This is a genomic window from Stenotrophomonas sp. SORGH_AS_0282 (assembly GCF_030818125.1).
In the GTDB taxonomy this organism is placed as follows: Bacteria; Pseudomonadota; Gammaproteobacteria; order Xanthomonadales; family Xanthomonadaceae; genus Stenotrophomonas; species Stenotrophomonas rhizophila_A.
In genome coordinates, this window is record NZ_JAUTAB010000001.1 from 1,132,552 (window position 1) to 1,156,697 (window position 24,146).

Genomic DNA, 24,146 nt, shown 5'->3' on the forward strand with positions numbered 1-24,146 from the left:
GCGTCTCCGATCAGCACTCGATGACGTTGACCGCGAGCCCGCCGCGGCTGGTTTCCTTGTATTTGTCCTGCATGTCGCGGCCGGTATCGCGCATGGTCTTGATCACCTTGTCCAGCGACACCTTGTGCTTGCCGTCGCCGCGCATGGCCATGCGCGAGGCGTTGATCGCCTTCACCGCGCCCATCGCATTGCGCTCGATGCAGGGAATCTGCACCAGCCCGCCGATCGGGTCGCAGGTCAGGCCCAGGTTGTGTTCCATGCCGATTTCGGCGGCGTTCTCGATCTGGCTGGGATTGCCACCCAGCGCGGCGACCAGGCCGCCGGCGGCCATCGAGCAGGCCACGCCCACTTCGCCCTGGCAGCCGACTTCGGCACCGGAAATCGAGGCGTTTTCCTTGTACAGGATGCCGATCGCGGCCGAGGTGAGCAGGAAATCGAACACGCGCTGTTCGTTGGCACCGGGGCAGAAGCGGTCGAAGTAATGCAGCACCGCCGGCAGCACGCCGGCCGCACCATTGGTCGGCGCGGTGACGACGCGGCCACCAGCCGCGTTCTCTTCGTTGACCGCCAGCGCGTACAGGTTGACCCAGTCCAGCGTGGTGAGCGGGTCGCGCATGGCCGCTTCCGGCTTGGATGAAAGCTCGCGGTACAGCGCCGGGGCGCGGCGCGACACATGCAGGCCACCGGGCAGGGTGCCTTCCTGGCGGATGCCCCGGGCGCAGCATTGCTGCATCGCGTCCCAGATCTCGCGCAGCTGGTCGCGGATCTCGTCTTCGCTGCGCCAGCACTTCTCGTTCTCGAACATCAGCTGGGCAATGCTCAGCCCACTACGTGCGGTCTGCGCCAGCAGCTCGTCGCCGCTCTTGAACGGATAGGGCAGCGGGGTTTCATCGGGCACGATGCGGTCATCGGCCGCGTCGTCCTGGTTGACCACGAAGCCACCGCCCACCGAGTAGTAATCGCGCGTGGCGATCACCTGGTCCTGCGCGTCGTACGCGGTGAAGCGCATGCCATTGGTGTGGTAGGGCAGCTTCTGGCGCTTGTTCAGGCCCAGGTCGCGCTTCTCGTCGAAGGCGATCTCATGGGTGCCCATCAACCGGATGCGCTTGCTGCTGCGGATCCGCTCGAGCGTGCCGGGAATGATGTCCGGATCGATCAGGTTCGGTCGCTGGCCTTCCAGGCCCAGCAGCACGGCCTTGTCAGTGCCATGGCCGCGGCCGGTCAACGCCAGCGAGCCATACACGTCGGCGCGGATGCGCACCACGTCCTGCAGGCAGCCCGGGTCCAGCAGCCAGCGGTGCACGAAGCGTTCGGCGGCCTTCATCGGTCCTACGGTGTGCGAGGAGCTCGGGCCAATGCCGATCTTGAAAACGTCGAACGTGCTGACAGCCATGATTGCCAAACTGCGGGTATCGGATGGAGCACTATTCTATGCTGTCCGGGCCCGCCACCCTGGCTGCAACGCAACATATCGACCTTATGTTCATCCTGTACCAGCGCGACGACTGCCACCTCTGCGACCTGGCCCTTGCGGTCCTGGCCCAGGCCCGGGTCCCCGGGCTCGACAGTGTGTTCATCGATGATGACGCGGCCCTGGAGGCCCGCTATGGCAGCCGGGTGCCGGTGCTGTGCGATGGGCAGGGGCGTGAGCTGGACTGGCCCTTTGATGCGTCCACCCTGTCGGCGTGGATGAGCGGGCAGCGGTAGCGCCGGCCGTTGGCCGGCGCCACGGGAGGGGGGTTACTTCGCCTGCAGCTTGACCACGGTGCTGATCGCGGTGTCGTCCGGGATGTTCCTGGTGTCCTTCCAGTCGTCACCGCCGCCCACGCCGAAGTCCAGGCGCTTGACCGTAGCCTTGCCGGTCAGCACCGGGTTGGGACCGGGCTTCCATTCGAAGGTGAAGGTGACCGGCTTGCTCACCCCGCGCAGTTCCAGCGTGCCATTGGCCACGTACTTGTCGCCGCTCTTGGTGAAGCCTTTGGCGGTGTATCGGGCTGTGGCGAACTTGGCCACATTGAAGAATTCCGCACCCTGCAGTGTCGAATCGCGGTCGCTGTTGCCCGACGTTGCGCCGGCCAGTGGAATGGTCACGTCCAGCGTGCCGGCGGCGGGGTCGACCGGATCGAAGCTGACCTTGGTCGAGAAGCCGGGGAAACTTCCGGTGAACACTTCACCGTCATATTTGGTGGCAAAAACCAACGTGGAGCCGTTGTTGGCGGCCTGCACGTAGTCGGCGGCCAGCACCGGGGCGGTGGCCATCAGGCCGGCCAGCGCGGCAGCCACGGCGGCGGGGGAGGTGAGCTTGATGTTCATCGTCAGTCCTTCTGGGGGGAGGCGAGCCAGCCCTGCGGCAGCATGCGCGCAAGCGTGGCATCGCGTTGGAAAAGGTGGTGGTACAAGGCAGCGCCGGCATGGGCGACCACCACGGCGATCAGCACCCAGAAGCCCCACTCATGGATGGCATGGGAGATGTCGCGCGCGCCCGGGTTGGGCGCGACCAGCTTGGGCACGTCGACCAGCCCGAACCAGCGGAACGGCCGCAGGCCACTGGCCGAATCGTAGACCCAGCCCGACAACGGCAGCGCGAACATCAGCACGTACAGCAGCCAGTGGGTGGCCGAGGCGATGCGTTCCTGCCAGGTCGGGGTGCCGGGTACCGGTTCGGGCGCGCCGGCATACAGGCGCCAGCCCAGGCGCAGCGCCACCAGGGCCAGCACGGTGATGCCCAGCGATTTGTGTGCGGTGTAGACCCAGAAGTACTTCGGGGTGCGTGGCAGTTCGCCCATGGTCAGGCCGACGATGCCGAGCACGAGGATGAGCAGGGCGATCAGCCAGTGCAGTCCCTGGCTGACACTGCCCCAGCGGTCATGGGTGTTTCGGGTCGTCATGGCGAGCGCTTCCGGGCTGGCGAAGTAGAGGGAGTGTCGGAGTCGTCGATCGGTTCCGGAGTTCCCGGCGCGTCGACGGACGGTGTGTCCTGCGGATCGGTGGCATTGCGGTCGCGAAGGGCTTCGGCTTCGATGCGCAGCTGGACCTGGTCGCCGATCATCGACGGCCACGCATCCACCCCGAACGCGCTTCGGCTCAGGGTGGCGGTGGCTGAAAACCCAGCGGTACGGCGGAATGGCGGCATCGGGTGGCGCTTGACCGCGTTGAGCGTGACGTCAAGCGCGACCTCGTGGCTGACCCCGCGCAGGGTCAGTTCACCGATCACCCGCGCATGGGTGGCATCGACCGGTTCGACGCGGGTGGAAACGAACCGGGCCTCGGGATGGCGCTCGGCATCGAGCAGGTTGCGCGCCAGCGCGGCCTTGTTCCATTTGTCATCGCCAAGATCCAGGCGTTGCAGCGGCACGCTGACCGTGAGCGTGGCGCTGCTCCAGTTGTCGGGATCGAAGGCAAGCACGCCTTCGCTGCCCGAGACGGTGCCCAGTGCCTGCGAGAAACCGGCGTGCTCCACCGCGAACAGCACCCGTGTATGCACCGGGTCGAGGCGGTAGGTATCGGGCGCGGCGCTCACCGCCCAGGGGGCGGTACACAACAGCAGGGCAAGGGTCAGGCGCTTGGTCACAGCCGGCTCCGTTCAGGGCTGGGCCGATCATACGCGCTGGTCCGTGATGCCTGGCAGCACCATGGCTGCAACAGATCGTGGTGCGCCCAGCGGCGCGCGACCGGGGCGTTGTGCAGCGCACTGTGTGACAATCCCGGGCAACAGGGAGAACTCGATGGCGTTGAGCGCGCGCGGTTGGCGGGCAGGCATCGTGCTGCTGGCACTGGCGTTGTATGCGGTGCCGTCGGCGTTGTGGGCCGCAGGGACATCGGCAGAGACACCGCGCATGCGCCGCCTCGGCGCCGCCGAAGGCATGCCCTCGCGCATGGTGCTTGCCCTGGCGCAGGACCGGCAGGGCTACATCTGGGCCGCCACCGATGATGGCCTGGCCCGCATCGACGGCGTTGGCCTGCGGGTCTGGCGCAATGAACCCGACGATCCCGGCTCGCTGCCGGGCAACGAGATCGAGACGCTGCTGGTCGATCCGCTGGATCGGGTCTGGGTGGGAAGCAACGGCGTTGGCCTGAGCATGCTCGGGCCTGGCCGCGAACGCTTCGAGCGGTTCCCGGACATCGACCAGCATTGCGAGGGGCAGTTCTGGTCGCTGGCGTATGCGGGCAAGGCCTTGTGGATCGGCACCAACCGCCATGGCATCTGCCGGCGGGAAGAGGACGGGACGCTGGTCCGCTACCAGGCCAACGCGGCCGATCCGACAGCGCTTCCCGACGACACCATCTACAGCCTGCTGTCCGATCCTGCAGGCCATGTCTGGGTGGGTACCGGCAGTGGCGTGGCGCGCTGGGACGGCCGCGGCTTCACCCGGATCGCCCCGGCGGTGCTGGGCGGCAAAAGCGTGTTCCGGTTGACCCGCGACCCCGATGGCACGGTGTGGGCCGGTACCGAGGGTGGGCTGTTCCGGATCAGTCCCGATGGCGACGCGCGCCCGGCACCGTGGAAGGTGGGCGCCGATGTGCGTGCCGCCTCGGTGCTGCATGATCGCAATGGCGGCTACTGGCTGGGCACGGCCGACGGCCTGTATCGCGGCGATGATGCCCAGCTGCGCCTGCTGGCCGGCGATGGCGGCAGCGGATTCCTGACCGAACGCAGCGGCGTGCTGGACATGCTGCAGGACCACGAGGGGGGACTGTGGGTGGCCATGTTGACCCAGGGTCTGGCCTACCTCCCTCCGGACTGGAAGCGTTTCTCCACCTGGTACCAGCTCGATGGAAAACCCCTGGACAGTGCGTACCTGCTCGGGGCAGCTGCGGCAGGCAACGACTATTACGTCGCCGGGGCGCATGGGGTGTACCGGCTGGATGCGGGCGGAAGCCTGCACCAGATAGCCACTGAGAAGCAGATCGGCGTGGGAGCGGTCAGGTCGGTGTTGCCGCGCGCCGATGGTGCGCTCTGGCTCGGTCGGGCCGGAAGGCTGGGGCTGTTCCAGCCAAAGACCGGACAGCTGCGCGAGTGGAAGATCGGAGGCGGCGCGGATGTGCGCCAACGCATTGAGCTGATCCGCGAAGCGCCCAACGGTGATCTGTGGATGTCGATCACCAACTACGGCGTGCAGCGCCGCGACGCGCAGGGCAAGCTGCTCGACGACATCCGCATCGGTGACGGCCGCGGCCTGGTCGATGTGCCGGTGGAGCAGATGCTGTTCGATCCGCGCGGCGGGCTGTGGATCATGGGCGACATGGGCGAGATGGGGCTGCTGCGGTGGCAGAAGGACCGCTTTGAACGCGTGCCCGGCATTGCGCCCGGCAACCTCTTCGACATGGCCTGGGTCAGTGCCGATGAGGTCTGGATGGCGCGCAGTGGCGCACTCGAGCGCTACCGGTGGGACGGGCTCAGCATGACGCTCCGCGAGCGGGTTGGTGCCGCGCAGGGAATGCCGCCGGTGTCGATGGGCGGCATCGCGCTTGGCCGTAACGGCCAGGTCTGGGCCACCACCACGCGTGGCCTGGTGTGCTGGCATTCACGCGAACGTCGGCTGCGGCTGTACGGCGAGAAGGACGGGTTGCCGGATCGGGAATTCAGCGGACGCCCACCCGTGGCCGGTGCCGACGGCCGGGTGCTGGCCGTCACCGCGACCGGGTTGGTGGGTTTCGACCCGGATGCAGCAGACACGCCGCTGCCGCCTTCGCAACTGGTCATCGACAACATCCAGGTACGCCGCGACGATGCCGAAGGCCAGCAGTCGCTGCCGGTCAACGCGCCGCTGGTGCTGGGCCCGGGCGATCGCGATCTGATCATCTCGGCGCGCCTGCTGTCCTATGCCAGCCCGATGGGCAACCGCTACCGCTATCGCGTGTCCGGCTATGACCAGAACTGGGTGATGCAGAACGCCGATGGCGAACGCCTGTTGTCGCGGTTGCCGCCAGGCCAGTACGCCATCGACGTGCAGGCCGCCACCCCGCATGGGGAATGGACACCGTCACGCACGATCACCGTGCAGGTACAGCCACCGTGGTGGCGCAGCAGCTGGGCCGTGCTGGGCTACGTGCTGCTGTGGCTGCTGCTGGTGGCCGCCGTGGCGGCGTTTGCCCGCGCCCGTCTGCGCCGCCGCCAGCAATGGCATCTGACCGTGCACAAGCAGCAGATCGCCGAACAGGCGTCGCAGGCAAAGAGCCGGTTCCTTGCCACGCTCGGCCATGAGGTGCGTACCCCCATGACCGGCGTGCTGGGCATGAGCGAACTGCTGCTGGCCACGCCACTGGACGAGCTGCAGCGCGGCTACGCCGCGTCCATCCAGCACGCCGGTACCCATCTGCTGCGGCTGGTCAATGACGCGCTGGATCTGGCCCGGATCGAAGCGGGGCGGCTGGAACTGGACATCCGGCCGTTTGACCTGATGTCGATGCTGGCCCAGGTCGAAACGCTCATGGAACCGATGGCACATCATCGCGGGCTGGCCTTCGAGCGCAGCTTCAACCTGCCCGGCCCGGTGCAGGTCAGTGGCGACGAGATGCGCGTGCGCCAGATCCTGATGAACCTGCTGGGCAATGCGATCAAGTTCACTGAACACGGCCATGTCGGTCTGGGCATCGAGCTGGTGCCGGGCGGGAGCGGTATCGAGCTGGAGGTCACCGACACCGGGCCAGGCATCAACCAGGACCAGCAGCAGCGCCTGTTCCACCGTTTCGAACAGGCGGACGGCCCGCGGACGGCGTCCCGCTATGGCGGCAGTGGCCTGGGCCTGGCGATCTGCCAGGAACTGGCCGTGGCCATGGGCGGACGCATCGCCATCGACTCCGCGCCCGGACAGGGTGCCCGCTTCACCGTGCACCTGCCGCTGCCGTGGACCGTGCGCCAGCGGCCCGCTGCGGATGCGCCGCTGCATGGCGCGCCGATTGCCCTGCCACCGTTGCGGATCCTGCTGGTGGAAGATGATGCCACCGTAGCTGATGTCATTGCCGGCCTGCTGCAGGCCCGCGGACACACGGTGGTGCATGCCCTGCACGGCTTGGCGGCGTTGTCGGAAGTGGCTGCCGGACGTTTCGACATCGGCCTGCTTGACCTGGACCTGCCCGCGCTGGATGGCATCGCCATCGCCGGGCAGCTGCGCGCCATGGGCTACGCGCTGCCGCTGATCGCGGTGACGGCGCGCTCGGATGCCTATGCCGAACAGCAGGTCCTGGCGGCCGGGTTCGATGGCTTCCTGCGCAAGCCGGTGACCGGCGACCTGCTGGTGGCCGCGATCGCGCAGGCGTGTGCCACCCGCCGCAGCCCGCCCGGGATGGTGACCTCTCCATAGGCTGCGTATCAGAAATCGGCAAATTCAATTCAAAAATTGATTCACTGCTTTGTGACGTCTTTACGGGAACGCGGATGCGCGCTGGCCACGATGGCCCTACCGTGGCCGCAATGAGAACGATGATGGCGCGGTAGACGGTGACGCCTCCGCGAGAGGCCCTGCGCGGGCAGCCCGTAGCCTTGCTCCTGGCCCTGCTGCTGATGTGGCCGGCAGCAGCCCACGCGGGTGTCGCACATGTGCCATCGCCGCGCCTGCTTGGCATGGCCGACGGCCTGCACGACCCCAACGTTCGCGAAATCGCTGAAGACGCTTCCGGCTACCTGTGGCTGGCGGGCAGCGACGGCCTGATGCGTTTCGACGGCCAGCGGTACCGGCTGTGGCGCCTCGAGGATGGCGTGCCGGATGTGGACCTGCGCACGTTACACGTGGATGCCCTCGACCGGCTCTGGGTGGGTACGGCCAGTGCCGGGCTGGTCATGATGGGCGCTGATCGCGGTGGGTTCCAGCGGCTGCCGGCATCGGCCCCGTCAGCGCTGCGCCAAGGGCTGCTGCGCCAAGTGAACAGCAGCGGTGACGGCCGGATCTGGGCCATTGGAAGCGACCATCGGCTCTATTGGCGGGCACCACGCGAACCGCAGTGGATGTTGCAGCCGTTGCCGCCGGCGGGTGGCCCGGTCATGGCGCTCGCGCGCGACAGCGCCGGTGCGTTGTGGGTGGCCCAGGCCGCATCGCTTTGGCGATGGGATGGCGCACGGCTGGCCCGGATGGCGTTGCCGGACGAATCCGCAATGCCGATACAGTCGCTCTGGGCCGATCCACGCGGGGGGATTGAAGTCACCTCGGCGTATGGCACCTGGGCAACGGGTGGCGCAGCAGGTGCCCACTTTCGGCCGCTCGGGGCACGCAGCGTGCTGCGCAGTGCGGACGGCGTGCTCTGGCAGCAACAGGGCGCGGCGCTGCTGCGGCAGGAAGCCGGCGCCGCGCTGCCGTGGACGCTGCAACCCGCGCCGGGCACCGCGCCGGGGCCGGTGGTGATCCGCCAGGCGCTGGAAGACCGCAACGGTGACCTGTGGTGGGTGAGTGAGCAGCACGGCGTATGGTGGTTGTCGGCCCGCTGGCGGCAGTTCACGGCCTTGCCGGCCACTGCCGACAGTGGGTCGGGAACCGGCAGTCACTACGTACTGGGCCTGGCCGCATCGGGAATGCACCATGCGTGGGTTGCGGGCAGTCGCGGACACCTGCAGCGCCTTGACCTGCGTACCGGACGCGGCCGTGACGTGCTCCGGTTTCCACACGCCGGCGTCAGCGCGCTCCCGGTGGGCGTGGCCGAAGATGCCCAGGGACGGGTCTGGGTCGCCAGTGCCGACCGGTTGCTGCGCCATGACCCGCAGCGGCGCAGCCAGCGCGACTGGGGGCTGGGATTGGGCACGGACCAAGGGCCCATCCACCTGCAGATATGCGCGAACGGCGATGTCTGGCTCGCGCACCCCGGAGCGATCCAACGGTGGTCGACGGACGGCAAGCGGCTGCACAGTGCGGCACCGCAGCAGGTGGGGCTGAGGCAGGACGTCCTGCTACGGCAGCTGTTGTGCACGCGTGATGGCGAGGTATGGGCCACCGATCCGCAAGGCGTGATGCGCTGGTCTGTTGCACGCGAGCGCTTCGAGCCGGTCCCGGGCGATGGCGACGGGACCGTGTCGGCCATCGCCGAAGCCGACGATGGCACGTTGTGGGTCAGCCGCCTGGGCTCCCTGGAGCAGTACCGTCTGGCGCAGGGACGGTTGCATCGAGTACGCCGCATTGGCGCCGCCGAGGGCTACCCGCAAGTGCGTGCCAACGCACTGGTGGTGGGCGCCGATGGCGTGGCATGGGCCGGGGCCGCGCGCGGCGTGCTGCGGGTGGATCCGCACGCGGGTGAGGTGGGGGTGCTGGACACCGCACAGGGCCTTCCCGTGCAGGAGGTGCTTCCGCAGCGGCTGCTTCGGTTGGGCTCGGGCGCGTTGGTGGCAGGCGTGCGCGAAGGCGGACTGCTGGCGTTCGACCCGCGCGCGCTTCGCGCCCCGGCAACGGTGCCGGTCCTGGTGCTCGATGCAATGAGCCGTCGTCGGCATGGACGGGTGATCCAGATGCCGATCGCCGCACCGCCGGTGATCCTGGGCACCGGGGACCGCCACGTGCGGGTCGCGGTGAACCTGCTCGGCCGTGGCGATCCTGATCGCATCCAGTACCACTTCCGCCTGCTGGGACACGACCCGGCATGGGTCGACACCGGCCCCGTGGCGCAGCGCCTTTTCACCCGCCTGCCGGCCGGTGAGCACTCCCTGCTGGTGAAGGCGCGGCATGCCGGGGGGCCGTGGTCGGCGGTGCGTCAGCTGCCGTTGCGCGTGGTGCCCCGGTGGTGGGAAACAACAACCGGTCGTATCGCCCTGGCTGCCGCGATCTGCGCAGCGCTGATGGGGGGAGCGCGGCTGTACTACCGCCGGCAGCGGCGACGCGCGCAGCGGCGCCAGGCGCGTGCGCACCGCCTGCGGGCGGAGCAGGATTCGATGCAGCGCACCCGCTTTCTGGCCGAACTGGGCCGCCGGGTGCGTGCGCCCTTGACGCCGGTACTCGGCTGGAGCGAGCTGCTGCTGCAGTCGCCGTTGTCGGGCGTGCAGCGCGAGCAGGTCGGCAGCCTGCAGCAGGCGGGGCACCACCTCCTGCAGTTGATGGACGATGCGCTGGACCTGGCCGGTATCGAATCAGGCCGCCTGCGGCTGCACCCAGCGCCCTTCGTGCTGGTGGAGGTCATGCGTGAGCTGCATGCGCTGCTGCTGCCGGTGGCGCGGCGCAAGGCACTGCTGCTGCAGTGGACCAGCACGTTGCCAGCGGGTGCCTGCTTCCACGGCGACGTGCAGCGCCTGCGCCAGATTCTGCTGAACCTGCTGGGCAACGCCCTCAAGTTCACCGCGCATGGGCAGGTCAGCCTGAGCGCACGCACCGGGCCGGAGGATCGCGGGTTGGTGCTGTGTGTGTCCGACACCGGTCCGGGGATGAGCCAGGCGCAGGTGCGGGGGCTGTTCCAGCGCTTCAGCCAGGTCGAAACGTCAGACACCGCCGCCCACCCCGGCGGCAGCGGGCTGGGACTGGCCATCAGCCGGGACCTGGCACATGCCATGGGCGGGCGCCTGGACGTCGACAGCCAGCGCGGGCGTGGCACCCAGTTCCAGTTGACACTGCCGTGGCCGGCGCTTGCACCCGCCGCCGCGCCCGCCGCGCCGCGCCGCGCCGCATCCGCTTCCGTGCCATCGCGCCCCTTGCGTGTGATGGTGCTGCTGCCGGCGACCGAACCGGACGCTGTCGAGGTGGTGTGTGCGCTGCTGCGTTCCCAGGGCCACCGGGTGGTGGCGGTCGAGAATGCAGACGCGTGGGTACGCGACGTCGATCCCGGGCCCTGGGATCTCATCGCGGCTGATCCGGACATGCTGGTGGCTGGCGGGCGGCTGAGTGCACGCCTGCCCTGGTTGTGGCCGGGGGTGCGGCGCGTGGCGCTCACGCCACGCGCCGATGCCTGCGCCGAGCGCGATGCACGCGCGGGCGGGTTCGATGGTTTCCTGCGCCTGCCGGTGACCGGGGCGCGGTTGGCTGCCGCCGTGGCGGGCGCATGATCGGCCCCCTGCAGGGCCTGCTGCTGGCGCTGCTGCTGCTTGCGTCATCGGTACGCGCGGCGCCCCCCATGGCGCTGCGCTTCACCACCGCCGACGGGTTGCCGTCCAACGCGGTGCACCAGGTGGTGGAAGACCGCGACGGTTACCTGTGGTTCGCCACCGATGATGGCCTGGCCCGCTTCGATGGCCAGCGCTTCCGGATCTGGCGGATGGAGCAGGGGCTGGCCGACAACCAATTGCTGTCGATGGCGACGGATGCGCAGGACCGGTTGTGGATCGGGACGGGGCAGGGCCACCTCATGCGCATGTCGGCCGACCGCAGCCACATCGAGCGCTTCGACAGCGCGCGTTTTCCGGCCCTGGCGGGCGTGGCGATCGGTGTCGTGCTGCCAACGCCGGAGGGCGTGGTGTGGTTCGGTACGCGCGACGCGGGTCTATTCCGGCTGGACCCGGGCCACCGGCTGCGTCAATACCTGCCCACCGTGAACGCGGACGGCCTGCCGGACCGTCGCGTCGACCACCTGGCGTTGGCGGCCGACGGCACGCTCTGGGTGGGAACACCGCGCGGCCTGGCCCGCTGGAGGAACGGTCGCTTCCTGCCGCCGCCCACGATGCTGGCCACTGCGCCGGTCAGCGCGCTGCTGGTGGATGCCGGGCAGCGGCTGTGGGTAGCCGGCGCGGCAGGCCCGTGGCGCGCCTCGGACGAGGGGCGGCTGGAACCGGTGGATGCACCGGCGGGAACGCGCGCGCTGGGCGCGTCGCGCAGCGGCGGACCGTGGCTGGGCGAGGACGCCCGGGTGTGGAAGAGCGGAGGCACTCAGCGGCCCGGGGTGGGCATCGCACCATTGGGCAGCGCCGATGTGCCCCGGTTCCGCACGGCCCTGGAAGATCGCCACGGCAGCCTCTGGTTGCTGGGGCGGCATATGGGGGTGTGGCGGCTGCCCCCGCACTGGCAACATTTCATGTCGCTCGACGCGGCGCCGCAGGAAATGCCGGCGATGAGCGGGGTGCGCCTCGATCCTGACGCGCCGCCGCTGGGGCTCGCCTGCGCAGATGGCAGCCGCTGGCGTCTGGACGGCAAGGGGGTCCAGCGCCAGCTGCCTGGCGGCACCGGCACCCGGCAGTGGCGCTGGGGTGCGACCGACCAGGCGCCTCCGCCCGGTCCGCTGGCCCTGCATTGCGATACAGGCAACGGCATCTGGTGGGGAGGCCGGCATGGCCTGACGCGGTGGGCTGACGGCCGCTTCCATCCCGTTGCCGGTGTCGAGGGCGAGGTCAGCGCGCTGCACCTGGCCGAGGACGGCGCGTTGTGGGTGGCCAGTGCGGGTACGGTGCGGCGCTATCTCATCCAGGACGGCGTGGCCCGGCCCGGCGTGCAGATTGATGCACGCCAGGGACTGCCGTCGCTGCGGTTGGCGTCGCTGGCCAGCGACGCACAGGGCGCGTTGTGGGCCAGCAGCGCGCGTGGCCTGCTGCGTCTTCGCCCCCGCGAGGGCCAGGTGCGGCTGTACACGCGAAGCGATGGGGTGCCCGATGCCGTGTTCAATGCACAACTGCAGGCCGATGGATCGACCATGCTGGCCGTGGATGCACACGGCCGCAGGGTGCGGTTCGACCCGGTGGGCCTGGCCGCGTGCAGGGGCGAGCCGGCGCTGGTGGTGGAGCGTGTGCAACTGCACCGCGGTGGCCTGCTGCAGGTGTTGCCTTCCAAGGCGGTGCTCCACCTGCAGCCGGACGATCGGGATATCCAGGTCAGCGTCCGCTTGCTCGGCGCTGGGATGCACGCGCGCCAGCAGTACCGCTTCCGGCTGTGCGGCCTGGACCGGGAATGGATCCGGGTGGGCCGCAGCGGGACCCGCGGCTTCCCGCGACTGCCACCCGGCGAGCACCGACTGGAGTTCCAGGCACGGCTGCCCGACGGCAGCTGGTCGTCAACCCGGTCATTGCTGCTGCAGGTGGAGCGCAGCGGCTGGCACCACCCGGCGCTGGTGGGCGCCCGGATATCGGCGTGCGCGCTGCTGCTCGGCGGCGGGGCATGGGCGGCGGTACGCCGTGTCGCGCGCGGGCGGCGGGCGCAGGTTTCCGCACAGGGCCTGTCGCTGGCGCTGCGCTCGGCGCAGGCCAAATCGCACTACCTGGCCAACCTCGGCCATGAGGTGCGCACACCGCTCACGGGGATCCTGGGCATGGCCGAACTGCTGCTGTCATCGCCCCTGCATGCGGCCCAGCGGCAGCCGTTGGAACGGATCCTGCGGAGCGGGCACGCGCTGCTGGAGCGGGTCAACCACGCATTGGACGAGGCCCGCCTGGAGGCCGGATGTACGCCCCTGCAGGCGGCCGACTTCGAGGTGGGCGCCGTTCACCGGCAATGGTTGGCACGCCAGCTGCTGCCATCCTGCCGGCGTGGCACCGCGCTGGCCTTGTGCCTGCAGGTGGCGGGCGACGCACGCGCGCACGGCGATGCGCTGCGACTGGGGCAACTGCTCGATGCGGTCACGCGCGTGCTGGGCCGGCACACCGGCGCGGGGCACGTGGTGCTGGAGGTCGCCTGGCGACCCGGGCGCGAGGGGCTGCTGTGGCGGTTCACCGCCGGCGGGCGCGCTGCGTACCCGCCGGGCCGCGGCGCCGGGAGCGCCGCGCCGACGCCGTCCGTCGCGTCCCTGCGCCTCGCGTTGGCCACTGCCGAACGCCTGGCCGGCGCTCTCGGCGGCACCCTGCACGTGCATGCGACGGCCGGCAGGCAATGGCACGTGCAGGTGGTGGGGATCCCCATGCCGGCGGTTGCGCCGCTGCACCGTGGCCGGGTGCTGCTGGTGGACGAGGACGACCACGCCGCCCTTGCAGGCAGTGCACTGCTGACCGCGCAGGGCTGGGAGCCGGTGCATGCGGCGCACGCGCTGGCAGGGTTGACCGAACTGGCGGCGGGCCGGTTCGACCTGGTGCTGGTGGATCTGGACCTGTCCGGCATCGATGGATTGACCCTGATCGGCCTGCTGCCCGGGCGTAACGTGTCCGCTCCGGTGCTGGCGATGAGCCGGCAGCCCTCCGCCGGCCTGACCGGGCGGGTGCGGGCTGCCGGTGGCGCGGGGCTCCTGCCCAAGCCGGTCACGGCCGCGTCGCTGCGCCGCGCACTGCAGCAGGCGGGCGTGGCCTGATGGTTCGTTCCCATCCGGCGAACCGTTTACCATCCATCCCATGACTTGGGCTTTCTGCGACAAGTCCGACCCTATCTGCACGTCATCGGTTGATCCCGACCCGCTCCAGGAGATTGCTTGGTGTTGCCTACGCGTTGGCTGCTCCTGTTCGGGATGCTGTGCATGTGGCCGTGGCTGGTGGCAGCGCAGCCGGTTCCGCCAACGCCGCGCCAGCTGACCGTGTTCGATGGTCTGCCGTCCAATACCGTCAACCGCATGGCCGAAGACGGGTACGGCTACCTGTGGTTGGCCACCAACGATGGCCTGGCCCGGTTCGACGGCCGCAATTACCGGGTCTGGCGCGCCGAGGATGGTCTTCGCGACAACATGGTGTGGAGCGTGCACGTGGATGCGCGCAACCAGTTGTGGGTCGGTACCGAGAATGCCGGGCTGGCGATGATGTCGGCCGACCGCCGCGAACTTCGCTTCTTCGACCGTGCCAGCAACCCGGTGATCGGCAGCAATACGATCTGGAGCCTGGCCTCCACCGGTGACGGGGCGCTGTGGTTCGGCACCTACGAAGGCGGCCTGCACCGGCTCGACCGCAATGGCGTGATCACCCGCTTCATGCCGGAACCCGGCAACCGGCGCAGCCTGCCGGCCGCGTCGGTCACGCATATGGCCACCACCCGTGACGGCAGCCTGTGGGTCGGTACCAAGGCGGGGCTGGCGCGCTGGACCGGGCGCGACTTCGAGCGGGTGCCCGCGTCGAAGCTGCCCACGCCCCTGGTCAATGGGCTGACCGCCGAGCTGGATGGCAGCCTGTGGATCAGTACCAATGCCGGTACGGTGGTTCGCCGGGCAGACGGCAGCTTCGCCCCGGCGCCCTGGAAGGTGGATGCCGGCGACCAGGTACTGGGCATGATGCTGCGCGACGAGCAGGGCGGCTATTGGCTCGACACCCGGTCGGGTCTCGGGCGTGCCTACCAGGGCCGCTTCCAGCAGGTGCCCCTGTACAGCGCGGTGGCCCGTGGCCAGGTGCGGCCCAACTGGACCGGCGCGTACGAAGACCGCGAAGGCGGGATCTGGCTGGCCAGTACCAACAGTGGCCTGTGGCACCTGCTGCCGCGCTGGTGGCAGTTCTCGGTGCTGTCGCGACTGGAGGATGACCCGGCCTCGCTTCGCAACGGCTACGTGCTGGGCATGGCCGCATCGGCCAATGGCGGTGTGTGGGCCGTGGGCACCCATGGCGCACTGGACCGCTTCGATCCGGTCACCGGCAAGGTGGACCAGCACCGGACCTGGGTGGATGGCCCCCAGTGGCTGTTGTCGGTGCTGGAAGACCCGCGTGGCCATGTCTGGATCGGATCGCACGAAGCGCTCCTGCGCTACGACCCGGGTACCGGCTCCCTGCAACGGTGGGGCAGCGATGCCGGAGCCGATGCCGCCATGGAAGGCGACGTGGACGCGCTGGCGCTCTGCGACGGTGGCGGGGTCTGGAGCGCTGCGTCCGGCGGGCTGCAGCAGCGCGACCTGGACGGCGGCGTGCGTCAGCGGATCGCGGCCGGCACGGGCGGGTTCGCGCCCGGACAGCTGGTCCTGGATCTCATGTGCGGTCCGCAGGACCATCTCTGGGTGGCCACCAACCAGGGCCTGCTGCAGTGGGTGCCGGCGCGTGCGCGGTTCGAGGCGGTGCCCGGCGCGGCAGCTGTCGCCAGTCATGCCCTGGCGTCAGCCGACGACGGCTCCATGTGGGTATCGGAAGAAGGCCGCCTGATCCGCTACCGCTGGAACGGGAAGCGGCTCGATCGCGAGGCCCAGGTCGGGCCGGAAGAAGGCTTCCCGCAGCTGTCGGCGACGGGATTGGTGGTGGACGCCCAGGACATCGTGTGGGCCGCCAGCTCGCGTGGCCTGATCCGCGTCGATCCCAACCAGGGCAGCGTGCGCCAGTACGGCGTGCGCGATGGGCTGCCCAGCCAGGAGTTCCGCCGCGGCACGCTGGTGCGCACGGCCAGCAACCACATCGTCGGCGGCACGCCGGCCGGGGTGGTGCTGTTCGATCCGGACCAGGTGCGCCCGGCGACCCGGCGCGCACCGCTGGTGATTGAACGTGTCGAGGTGCGCCGTGGCGAGCGGGTGCTGGACCTGACCCACCTGGCGCCGCTGGAAATCGCCGACGCCGACCGCGACCTTCGCATCGTGGCGCGGCTGTTGTCCTTCGCCGACTCATCGTCAAACAGCTATCGCTACCGCCTGGCCGGCTACGATCCGGATTGGGTGGAAGTGGGGCCGGGCGGCGAACGCGTGTTCTCGCGACTGCCGCCCGGGCGCTATCGACTGGAGGTGCAGGCGCGCTCGGCCGACCTGGTCTGGTCGCGGGTGCAGGTGCTGGAGTTCCGCGTGATGCCGCCCTGGTGGCGCAGCGTATCGGGGCTGCTGGTGATGGCCTCGATCGCCTTGCTGCTCATGAGCCTGTTCGCCTGGTTGTACCGGCGACGCGTGCAACGCCGCCACGCTTACCAGCTGGCCCTGCACAAGCAGGAACTGGCCGAACAGGCATCGGCCGCCAAGACGCGCTTCCTGGCCAACCTGGGTCATGAAGTGCGCACGCCGATGACTGGTGTGCTGGGCATGAGCGAGCTGCTGCTGGGCTCGCCGTTGAACCCGCAGCAGCGCAGCTACACCGAATCGATCCGGCATGCCGGCGAGCACCTGCTGCACCTGGTGAACGACGCGCTGGACCTGGCGCGGATCGAATCGGGGCGGCTGCAGTTGCAGGCGCAGCCGTTCGCGCTGCAGGGTGTCATTGACGATGCATGCACCCTGATGGCGGCGCTGGCCGAGCAGAAGGGGCTGCGCTTCGTGGTGGACAACGAACTGGCCACTGGCCTGTGCAGCGTGGGTGATGCGGTGCGCGTCCGGCAGATCCTGCTCAACCTGCTGGGCAACGCGGTGAAGTTCACCAGCAACGGCGAAGTGCGGTTGAAGGTGCGCGCGCTGGCGCCGTCGCGCGGGCTTTACTTCGAAGTCTCCGACACCGGACCCGGCATCAGCAGCGACCAGCAGCAGCGTCTGTTCCGGCGCTTCGAGCAGGCCGACGGTGCGCGCACCGCTGCGCAATACGGTGGCAGCGGGCTGGGCCTGGCGATCTGCCGCGAGCTGGCGCTGGCCATGCAGGGCCAGATCGGGGTGGAAAGCCAGCTGGGCGTGGGCACGCGCTTCAGCGTGACCCTGCCGCTGCCGCTGCAGATGGCCGACGCCACGGTCGGGAGTGCCGGTGTTGCCGAGGGGCACCCCCTGCCGCCACTGCGCCTGCTGCTGGTCGAGGACGACGACACCGTGGCCAGCGTGATCATCGGCCTGCTGAGCGCGCGCGGGCACGTGGTGGTGCACGCCGCGCACGCGTTGGCAGCGCTGCGCGAAGTGAGCGACGCGCCGTTCGACGTGGTGCTGCTGGATCTTGACCTGCCCGGCCTGGGCGGCATGGAACTGGCCGGGCACCTGCGCAACCAGGGTTATGCGATGCCGTTGCTGGCGGTGACGGCGCGGACCGACCCGGGCATCGAACAGCGGGTGCGCGAGGCGGGCTTCCAGGGCTTCCTGCGCAAGCCGGTGACCGGCGACCTGCTGGAGCAGGCGATCGCTCGGGTGGTGGTGGAGGGGCGTGGGTAACAGCAATGGCCGGTGTTGCCGGCCATAAAATGTCATCGGACCAACGGTCCGCTGCTACCGAGGTCGCCTATTCTGCGACCTCTTCCACATCCCGGGGAGAGGGGCGGGCGTCGGGCAGCTGCCAGAAGATGACGGTGGAGGTGAGCGTGATCGCGCCCACGCACACGAACGTGGCGTGCAGTGCAGCGGTGGCGCCGTGCAGGGTGTCCAGGTGCTCGAACGCGGCCAGCAGGCTGCCCGCGGCCGCGGCGCCGAAGCCGGTGGCCAGCATCATCACCATCGACAGCAGGCTGTTGCCCGAGCTGGCGAAATCACGGTCCAGGTCACGCAGGGTCACGGTGTTCATCACGGTGAACTGCAACGAATTGACCGCGCCGAACACCGCCAGCTGCACCACGCGCAGCCACATCGGCTGGCCGGGCACCATGAAGATGAAACTGGCCATGGCCAATCCGACCAGCACGGTGTTGACCATCAGCACCCGGCGATAGCCGAAACGTTCCACCAGTTTGACCGCGTAGCGCTTGGACAGCATGCCGGCGGCCGCTACGGGAATCATCAACAGCCCGGCGTTCATCGGGCTCATGCCCATGCCCACCTGCAGCAGCAGGGGGATCAGCAACGGCATGGCGCTGCTGCCGATCCGCGAAAACAGGTTGCCGAGGATACCGATGCGGTAGCTGGGCACGTGGAACAGCGCCAGCGAAAACAGCGGCGCGGTGGAGTTGGCCGCATGCAGCCAGTAGCCGACCAGCGCAGCCAGCCCGGCCACGGTCATCAACATCACCAGCGCGTGCGGGGTGGCCATGCCGGAGATGCCATCCAGCGCCAGCGACAGCACCACCATGCCGAACGCCAGCATCAGGTAGCCGGCGATATCGAAGCGGGTACGGTGTTCGGCGTAGTGGTCGGGCATGATCTTCAGCGCGGCCACGTAGCCGATCACGCCGATGGGCAGGTTGATCAGGAACACCCAGTGCCAGGACGCCACTTCCACCAGCCAGCCGCCCAGGGTGGGGCCGATCAGGGGCCCCACCAGCGCAGGGATGGCGATGAAACTCATGGCGCGCAGGAACTGTTCGCGGGACACCGAGCGCATCACCGCCAGGCGCCCGACCGGCAGCAGCATGGCGCCGCCCACGCCCTGCAGCACGCGGGCGGCAACCAGCTGGTGCAGGGTCTGCGCCAGCGCGCAGGCGAGCGAACCGAGGGTGAACAGGATGATCGCCGCCAGGAACGTGCGGCGGGTACCGAAGCGGTCGGCGATCCAGCCGGAGGCGGGAATGAAGGTAGCCACCGCCAGCGCGTAGCTGAACACCACCGACTGCATCTGCAGCGGGCTTTCACCCAGGCTGCGGGCCATGGCGGGCAGGGCGGTGTTGACGATGGTCGAATCCAGCATCTGCATGAAGATCGCCAGCGACACCAGCCACAACAGGGGCCGGAACGAGGCGTAGCTGGGGGTCGTCATCGTGTGCACCTTCATCAACGAGGTGCACATGATCGCACGGGGGGTGTGTATGCCGGGCCGTCAGCGCGCGCTCAACCGGTGCACCGCCTCGACAAGTACCTGCACGTGTTCGGGATTCATGTCCGGCGACATGCCGTGGCCAAGATTGAACACGTGGCCCTCGCGGGAACCGCCATTGCCGCGCGCATAGCTGTCCAGCACCTGCCCGGCGGCACGTTCGATCGCCTCCGGGTTGCCGTACAACGTGGCCGGATCCAGATTGCCCTGCAGCGCCACGCGGCCGCCGGTGCGCGCTGCCGCGTCGGCCAGGTCCAGCGTCCAGTCCACGCCCAGCGCATCGGCGCCGGTGTCGGCCAGGTCGGCCAGGTGCAGGCCGGTACCCTTGCCGAACAGGATCAGCGGGGTGCGCTGGTCACCGTCGCCGCGCTCCAGTTCACGCGCGATGCGGGTCAGGTAGCGCAGTGAGAACTCGCGGTACATGGACGGGCTGAGCACGCCGCCCCAGGTATCGAACACCTGCAGCACCTGCGCGCCGGCCGCGCGCTGGGCAGCCAGGTAGGCAACCACCGCATCGGTCACCACCGACAGCAGCTGGTGCAGTGCGGCCGGCTCGTTCAGTGCCATCGCCTTGATGCGTGCGAAATCCTTGCTGCCGCCGCCTTCGACCATGTAGCAGGCCAGCGTCCACGGGCTGCCGGAGAAACCGATCAGCGGCACGCGGCCGTCCAGCTCACGGCGGATCACGCGCACCGCATCCATCACGTAGCGCAGATCGGTTTCCATGTCCGGCACCGCCAGCCTGGCGATGGCGGCAGTATCGCGGACCGGGTGGCGGAACTTCGGGCCCTCGCCTTCGACGAAGTACAGCTCCAGGCCCATCGCATCGGGAATGGTCAGGATGTCCGAGAACAGGATCGCCGCGTCCAGGTCGAACCGGCGCAGCGGCTGCAGGGTGACTTCGCAGGCGATTTCCGGGTTCTTGGCCATGGCCAGGAAGCTGCCGGCCTTGGCGCGGGTGGCGCGGTATTCGGGCAGGTAGCGGCCAGCCTGGCGCATCAGCCAGACGGGGGTGCAGTCCACCGGTTCGCGGCGCAGGGCGCGCAGCAGGCGATCGTGGCGGGAGGGGCTGGTCACGGGTTGCTTCCTTGGAATCGGGTGGCGCAGGGCCAGGGGGAGGCGGGCCGCTCAGCGCGGCGGCACACCGCTGGTATAGGTGATCTGGTAACCGCGCTTGAGCTCGGTATCGCGCGCCTTTTCAAACGCGGCTTCTGCCTCGGCCTGTTCCGCGAAGAACTGGCGGTGCAGCTTGGCGTGCCTGCCGACCTGGCCCGACTCGCGCAGCAGCTCCCAGCCGCCGAACAGGTCCGGTTGCAGGGTGAGCTGGAGGTAGCCGGTCGGATCGGTGCCGTTGACAGGTTGCTGCAGGAAGATGCGCATGGCCGCGATTGTAGCCGCGAACCGGCAACACGGCCGTCACCGGCCCGCGGGGCGGGCGCGACAGACGGTCGCGGCTCAGCCGGTGGCCAGCACGCGCAGCACGTCGGCCTCGTCCACGTCGGCCACTACCTCGGCGCGGCCGATGCCCCGCCACAGCACCAGGCGCAGGCGCCCGGCCACGTTCTTCTTGTCCAGCCGCATGCGCGCCAGCAGTGCCTCGGGCGCCAGGCCGGCCGGAATGGCAACCGGAAGCTCGTAACGCAGCAGCAGCTCGCGCAGGCGGGTGGTGTCGTCGTCGTGGCTCATGCCCAGCTGGGCCGACAGCCGCGCAGCCAGCACCATGCCCACCGCCACCGCTTCGCCATGGTTGAGGTTGTCGTTGCCTGGCGCGCCGTAGCCCTGCTCGGTCTCGATTGCATGGCCAAAGGTGTGGCCCAGGTTCAGCAGCGCGCGCTCGCCGCGCTCGAGCGGATCGCGCGCGACGACCTCAGCCTTGTGTTCGCAGCTGCGCGCGATGGCCTGGGCCAGCGCCGCATCGTCGCCGGCCAGCAGCGCGGCATGTTCGGCCTGCAGCCACTGGAAGAACAGCGGGTCGCGGATCGCGCCGTACTTGATCACCTCGGCCAGGCCGGCGCGCAGTTCACGCGCCGGCAGGGTACGCAGCGCGGATGTATCGGCGATCACCGCGCGCGGCGGGTGGAAGGCGCCCACCAGGTTCTTGCCTTCGGGAATATCCACTGCGGTCTTGCCGCCGACCGACGAGTCGACCATCGCCAGCAGCGAGGTCGGCAGCTGCACGCAGTCCACCCCGCGCATCCAGCAGGCTGCGGCAAACCCGCCCAGGTCGCCGGCCACGCCGCCGCCCAGGGCCATCACGCACGCATCGCGGGTGGCGCCCAGCGATGCCAACGCGGTGATCGCCGCGCCGAAGTTGGCCATCGTCTTGGAGGCTTCGCCAGCCGGCAGCACCAGTTCGCCGATCAGCAGCTCGGCGCGTGCGTCCAGCAGTGCCTGCTTGACCCCGGCCAGGTACAGCGGGGCGACGGACGAATCGCTGAGCAGCAGCACGTGGCGGCCGCGCACGTGGCGCGCCAGCAGTTCGCCCTGGCCAAGCAGGCCCGGGCCGATATGGATGGTGTAGGGGGTATCGCCGCCAACGGCGACGGTGCGGGGGGAGGCGGTCATGCGGAAGGTTCCAGTCGCTGCCATTGCGAGGCCAGGCGCAGCACCAGCTGCGCGGTTGCCTCGCTGGGCGTGTACAGATCGGTATCGAGGGTAAGGTCGGCCAGGCCCTGGTACAGCGGGTCGCGCAGGCTCGCCATCTCGTGCAGCACCTGCTCGCGGTCGGGCCGCTGCAGCAGGGGGCGGCCGCGGTCGCGCGCCAGCCGCTCCAGCTGGGCCGGCACGCTCACCCGCAGGTAGACCACGAAGCCGCGCCGTGCGATCGCCTCGCGGTTGCCGGCATCGAGAACGGCGCCACCGCCGGTGGAGATCAGCTGCCCCTTCCCGGCCAGCAGCTGCTGCAGCACCTGGCGTTCGTGCTGGCGGAAGCCGGCCTCGCCCGAGTGCTCGAAGATGGTCGGAATACTGGCCCCGGCCGCGTCGACGATGGCCTGGTCGGCATCGACGAATTCCAGCGTGAAGCGCTCGGCCAAGCGGCGGCCGATGCAGGTCTTGCCGGCGCCCATCGGGCCAATCAGGATCAGGTTCGGAGCGGGATTCATTACCCGGAATGCTAACACCTCCGTGTCGCCGCCTTTACGTCCCGGACCCCATGGTGGGCGGTGCGGAATGTCCCGCGCGCAGCCGGAGTACGCCCATGTCAGTGGCCAAAATCATCGAGATCAATGCCTCCTCGCCCACCAGCGTCGAAGACGCAGTCCGCAGCGGCCTCAAGAAAGTGTCCGAAACGGTCAAGGGCATCCAGGGGGCGTGGATCAACGAGACCAAGGTGGTCACCGACGGCCAGGGCAACATCACCGAGTGGAGGGTCAACCTGCGCGTGACCTTCCTGGTCAGCTGACGATCCGGCGCTGTTCATCCAGCACCACCACGCGGTCGGCCAGCGCCGGCAGCGTGCGCAGCGCCTGCCGGCTGACCCGCTCGTAGTACTGCACGAACCGCTCCAGCTGGGCGCGGCTCATGCTGCTGCGCTCGGGCTGGGCGGCCTGCAGGTTCTGCTCCTGCTGCCAGCGCCAGCGCGGCACCACCGCGAAATCCGGCGGCTGCAGGAACCACAGCCGGTCACAGCGCTGCCACAACGCCGGATACTGTCCGGCAAGGGCCTGGTTGCACCAGCGGCGCCAGCGGCCATCGGCGTCGGCCTCACGTTCGAGCGCATTGAGCGGGGTGTCCAGTTCGCTATCGGCCTGCGCCGGCGTGCCCAGGAACCAGCCCTCGAACACCAGCAGGTCCAGTGGTTCGTGACACTGCGGCCATTGCGCCGCCGGCACGCGTTCGTCGGCAAGTTTGTCAAAGCGCGGCAGCGCCACCGGCTGTCGCGCGGTGATCGCCTCCAGCGTGGCATGGGCAAGCGGCAGGTCATGCGTGCCGGGTGGCCCACGGGTCAGCAGCAGCGGGTGCACCTGGCGCGCCAGGCGTTGGCGTTGGGCACGGGTGAGGTAGAAGTCATCGATGGACAATGCCGCCGCGCGCAGCCCGCGTTGCTGGGCCAGGCCCACCACTTGGGCGGCCAGCGTCGATTTGCCGCTGCCCTGCAGGCCGCTGATGGCCAATACTGGCACCGTGGCCGTCACGGCCAACGCATCATCCAGCGCCTGCGCGACCAGTGCATCGGGGAAACCCTTGTTCCGGGGAATGTACGCAGCAACGGGCATGCGGTGACAATAAACCCAAACCGAGCCGCAAAGAAGCCGACCATGACCGATCTCTACGCTGAAGCCCTGTCCACCTTCGCCGCGTTGTACGACGAAGCCAAAGGCAGCGCTGAAATCGAACCCAACGCAATGACCGTGGCCACCGCCACCGCCACCGGCGTCCCCTCGGCGCGAACGGTACTGCTGAAAGCCTTCGATGACCGCGGTTTCGTGTTCTACACGCATCTGGACAGCCACAAGGGCCGCGAGCTGCAGGCCAACCCGCACGCCGCGCTGCTGTTCCTGTGGCGCAGCCTGCGCGAGGCCGGCATCCAGGTGCGCATCGAAGGCACCGTGGAACAGGTCAGCAACGAAGAAGCCGACGCGTACTTTGCCTCGCGTCCGCGCCTGAGCCAGATCGGCGCGTGGGCGTCGCTGCAGTCACGCACGCTGGCCTCGCGCGAGGAATTCGATACGCGCGTGGCCACTGCCGAAGCCAGCTTCGCCGGCCGCGATGTTCCGCGGCCGGACGGCTGGAGCGGGCTGCGGGTGGTGCCGCGCCGGATCGAGTTCTGGTACGGCGCGCAGTTCCGCCTGCACGAGCGCTGGTGCTACGAGATCGATGCCAACGGGCAGTGGTGCAAGCGCCTGCTGTACCCGTAAGC

The 24,146-nt window shown here is 69.4% G+C and carries 17 protein-coding genes; 7 read left to right on the plus strand and 10 right to left on the minus strand.

Annotated features, from left to right (window positions below):
- Nucleotides 1-10: 10 nt before the first annotated feature.
- Nucleotides 11-1,393: an L-serine ammonia-lyase gene (locus tag QE395_RS04880; protein WP_068853685.1), complete on the minus strand. Its 1,383-nt coding sequence runs from the start codon at nt 1,391-1,393 to the stop codon at nt 11-13.
- A gap of 86 nt (nt 1,394-1,479) precedes the next feature.
- On the opposite strand from QE395_RS04880, the gene QE395_RS04885 reads away from it, so the two are divergent.
- A complete protein-coding gene (locus tag QE395_RS04885) occupies nt 1,480-1,707 on the plus strand; it encodes a glutaredoxin family protein (protein WP_210131416.1) in 228 nt (75 codons plus the stop codon).
- A 33-nt stretch (nt 1,708-1,740) separates the two neighbouring features.
- Here QE395_RS04885 and QE395_RS04890 read toward each other — a convergent pair whose 3' ends face one another.
- Genes QE395_RS04890 through QE395_RS04900 form a run of 3 tightly spaced genes read right to left on the minus strand, consistent with a single transcriptional unit; the run spans nt 1,741 to nt 3,571 of the window.
- Nucleotides 1,741-2,313 (minus strand): YceI family protein, encoded by a 573-nt coding sequence (locus tag QE395_RS04890; RefSeq protein WP_249832946.1) that lies wholly within the window; start codon nt 2,311-2,313, stop codon nt 1,741-1,743.
- Between the two features lie 2 nt (nt 2,314-2,315).
- A complete protein-coding gene (locus QE395_RS04895; RefSeq protein WP_095364380.1) occupies nt 2,316-2,888 on the minus strand; it encodes a cytochrome b in 573 nt (190 codons plus the stop codon).
- Nucleotides 2,885-3,571 (minus strand): YceI family protein, encoded by a 687-nt coding sequence (locus QE395_RS04900; protein ID WP_249832945.1) that lies wholly within the window; start codon nt 3,569-3,571, stop codon nt 2,885-2,887. The genes QE395_RS04895 and QE395_RS04900 overlap by 4 nt, the downstream gene beginning before the upstream one ends.
- A gap of 154 nt (nt 3,572-3,725) precedes the next feature.
- Between QE395_RS04900 and QE395_RS04905 the strand changes: the two genes are divergently transcribed.
- From QE395_RS04905 to QE395_RS04920, 4 genes are all read left to right on the plus strand, one after another.
- Nucleotides 3,726-7,304: a hybrid sensor histidine kinase/response regulator gene (locus QE395_RS04905; RefSeq protein ID WP_249832944.1), complete on the plus strand. Its 3,579-nt coding sequence runs from the start codon at nt 3,726-3,728 to the stop codon at nt 7,302-7,304.
- Between the two features lie 179 nt (nt 7,305-7,483).
- Complete coding sequence (locus QE395_RS04910) at nt 7,484-10,951, plus strand: ATP-binding protein (protein ID WP_249832943.1); 3,468 nt, start codon at nt 7,484-7,486, stop codon at nt 10,949-10,951.
- Nucleotides 10,948-14,106, plus strand: a complete 3,159-nt coding sequence (locus QE395_RS04915; RefSeq protein WP_306987731.1) for a two-component regulator propeller domain-containing protein — start codon at nt 10,948-10,950, stop codon at nt 14,104-14,106. Before QE395_RS04910 ends, QE395_RS04915 begins: the two co-directional genes overlap by 4 nt.
- A gap of 153 nt (nt 14,107-14,259) precedes the next feature.
- A complete protein-coding gene (locus QE395_RS04920; protein ID WP_249834382.1) occupies nt 14,260-17,757 on the plus strand; it encodes a two-component regulator propeller domain-containing protein in 3,498 nt (1,165 codons plus the stop codon).
- 67 nt (nt 17,758-17,824) lie between these two features.
- Here QE395_RS04920 and mdtD read toward each other — a convergent pair whose 3' ends face one another.
- The 5 genes from mdtD to QE395_RS04945 form a co-directional block, all read right to left on the minus strand.
- Complete coding sequence (mdtD, locus tag QE395_RS04925) at nt 17,825-19,228, minus strand: multidrug transporter subunit MdtD (protein WP_093532867.1); 1,404 nt, start codon at nt 19,226-19,228, stop codon at nt 17,825-17,827.
- 60 nt (nt 19,229-19,288) lie between these two features.
- Nucleotides 19,289-20,362, minus strand: coding sequence for a uroporphyrinogen decarboxylase (gene hemE / locus QE395_RS04930; protein ID WP_068853677.1), 1,074 nt, complete (start codon nt 20,360-20,362; stop codon nt 19,289-19,291).
- Between the two features lie 51 nt (nt 20,363-20,413).
- Nucleotides 20,414-20,665: a WGR domain-containing protein gene (locus tag QE395_RS04935; RefSeq protein ID WP_093532844.1), complete on the minus strand. Its 252-nt coding sequence runs from the start codon at nt 20,663-20,665 to the stop codon at nt 20,414-20,416.
- 75 nt (nt 20,666-20,740) lie between these two features.
- Complete coding sequence (gene aroB, locus QE395_RS04940) at nt 20,741-21,850, minus strand: 3-dehydroquinate synthase (RefSeq protein ID WP_249832941.1); 1,110 nt, start codon at nt 21,848-21,850, stop codon at nt 20,741-20,743.
- Complete coding sequence (locus tag QE395_RS04945) at nt 21,847-22,389, minus strand: shikimate kinase (RefSeq protein WP_093532846.1); 543 nt, start codon at nt 22,387-22,389, stop codon at nt 21,847-21,849. Before QE395_RS04945 ends, aroB begins: the two co-directional genes overlap by 4 nt.
- A gap of 95 nt (nt 22,390-22,484) precedes the next feature.
- Between QE395_RS04945 and QE395_RS04950 the strand changes: the two genes are divergently transcribed.
- Nucleotides 22,485-22,688, plus strand: coding sequence for a dodecin family protein (locus tag QE395_RS04950; RefSeq protein ID WP_068853673.1), 204 nt, complete (start codon nt 22,485-22,487; stop codon nt 22,686-22,688).
- Here the strand turns inward: QE395_RS04950 and QE395_RS04955 are convergent.
- Nucleotides 22,681-23,502, minus strand: a complete 822-nt coding sequence (locus tag QE395_RS04955) for a kinase (protein WP_210130857.1) — start codon at nt 23,500-23,502, stop codon at nt 22,681-22,683. The genes QE395_RS04950 and QE395_RS04955 overlap by 8 nt on opposite strands.
- 42 nt (nt 23,503-23,544) lie before the next feature.
- Between QE395_RS04955 and pdxH the strand changes: the two genes are divergently transcribed.
- The gene (gene pdxH, locus QE395_RS04960; protein WP_095364389.1) at nt 23,545-24,144 is read left to right on the plus strand and encodes a pyridoxamine 5'-phosphate oxidase; all 600 of its coding nucleotides are present in this window, start codon (nt 23,545-23,547) and stop codon (nt 24,142-24,144) included.
- Nucleotides 24,145-24,146 lie beyond the last annotated feature (2 nt).